Below are 1643 nucleotides of genomic sequence, written 5' to 3'. Positions count from 1 at the left end.
GATCCGCACCCACGCCTTGTCGGTCAGCTCACCACGTCGCACCACGATCGACCATTCAAGCGTGCATGTTGATCATTTGTCAGACACTCCCTAGGCCCGGTGGGGCCCCAGGCGTCCGTGCCCGTCGTTCCCTCTATCCAGTAGGTGCCCGACGCCATCACGCACCACTTCCACTCGCTTCCATTCCATCTCTGGACCTCCAGGCCGATCCTGGCCTTCATGACCTTCGGGGTGACGCAGTCCGCCTCGAGTGCGTAGGCCGTCCCCCACGCCTGGTTACTGGACCAAACACCGGGCGTAAGGTGGTCGATACCTGCCGTGGCCTGGACGCAGAAGGAGGAATCCCGCCACACCGTGACGTAAGTCTTTTGCGTGTACGCCTGCGCGGGTTGTGGCATCGCGGTCATCAGCAGCAGCGCCAGGAGGGTGGATAACGGACCAAGGAGCAGGGCACTTCGTAGCGACATGGCGTCCTCACTGTGGGGTCGAAAATGGAGTCCACGCATCGCGTCGGCGACACGACGAACGTCAGGACGCGCGCAGTGGACCGATGGTGTGCAGAAGCATCGCTTCATTACCGACGAGCCGATGTGGGAGGACATCCCCTTTCCACAAGGACACCGCGGCGAAGCAGGCAATCGTCAAGACCTGGGCCGAGGGACGGACCAGATGAGTGTTTTCACGCGTGCTTGGAGGATTGAGAGGAATCGGCTTGGCGGTGGCCGGGATGTCCTTCGGGTCGGTTGCGGCTGAGGGTGGCGGGCTCGCCCAGTCCGGCACGGCGCGCCTTGACGATGGCGTCCGATCTGCTGGTCACCTGGAGCTTGGTGAAGATGTTGGAGACGTTGTTGCGGACGGTTTTCTCGCTGAGGGCCAGAGCCTCGGCGATGGCGGCGTTGGACCTGCCGGCGGCCATGAGGTCGAGGATGTCGCGTTCGCGTGTTGACAGTGACGGGAAGGGGTGGTCGGGGTTGCGCGCGTCGGGCTGGAGGAAGGAGGCGATGCGGGTGGCGGCGGTGACGTCGAGCAGGGCCTGGCCCGCGGCTACCGCGGTGATGGCCCGGATGATGTCGTCGGGTCCTGAGCCTTTGACGACGTAGCCGCGGGCTCCGGCGCGCAAGGCCGCGAAGATCGAGGTGTCGTCCTCGAGCATGGTGAGCACGAGGATACCGGTCGAGGGCAGGTCGGCGAGGATGCGGCGGGTTGCGCTGATGCCGTTCGTGCCCGGCATGTGGATGTCCATGAGGACGACGTCCGGCTGCCGCTCGCGGCAGAGCTCGACAGCCTGCTCGCCGTCGGCGGCCTCGCCGGCGAACTCCAGCAGCGGGCTGTCCTCGACCAGTTGGCGCAGGCCGGAGCGGAAGATCGGGTGGTCGTCAGCCACCACGACGCTGATCGGGCGGATGTCGGTCATGGCGTCTCCGCGGGAGTTCGTACTGGGTCGAGGGGGAGGGTCGCGCGGATCGTGGTGCCGTTCGGGGTGGCCCGTTCGATGAGGCAGGTGCCGCCCAGTTCGGCGGCGCGTTCGCGCATCGAGGTGATGCCTACGCCGGCGCGGTAGCCGTCCGGCAGCCGGGCTCGGCGGCTACCTCGGCGGCCACATGGCCTACCGGCAGGCGGCCGGGGCCAACCACGCCCCGCAG

2 protein-coding genes are annotated in these 1643 nt (G+C 66.8%); both read right to left on the bottom strand.

The features are described 5' to 3' along the window. Positions 1-679: 679 nt before the first annotated feature. A complete protein-coding gene (locus AB0J09_RS64340) occupies positions 680-1414 on the bottom strand; it encodes a response regulator transcription factor (RefSeq protein WP_360714298.1) in 735 nt (244 codons plus the stop codon). Then, positions 1411-1533, bottom strand: a complete 123-nt coding sequence (locus AB0J09_RS64335) for a hypothetical protein (RefSeq protein WP_360714296.1) — start codon at positions 1531-1533, stop codon at positions 1411-1413. The genes AB0J09_RS64340 and AB0J09_RS64335 overlap by 4 nt, the downstream gene beginning before the upstream one ends. Positions 1534-1643 lie beyond the last annotated feature (110 nt).

Origin of the sequence: Nonomuraea sp. NPDC049784 (assembly GCF_040659615.1) — a bacterium.
Classification (GTDB): Bacteria; Actinomycetota; Actinomycetes; order Streptosporangiales; family Streptosporangiaceae; genus Nonomuraea.
The sequence above is the reverse complement of the archived record's forward strand: the minus strand, read 5'-3'. Positions and strand labels throughout refer to the sequence as shown.

Coding starts and splice junctions, on each gene's coding strand:
- AB0J09_RS64340 (WP_360714298.1), bottom strand. CDS start 1,414: ATGACCGACATCCGCCCGATCAGCGTCGTGGTGGCTGACGACCACCCG.
- AB0J09_RS64335 (WP_360714296.1), bottom strand. CDS start 1,533: ATGCGCGAACGCGCCGCCGAACTGGGCGGCACCTGCCTCATCGAACGG.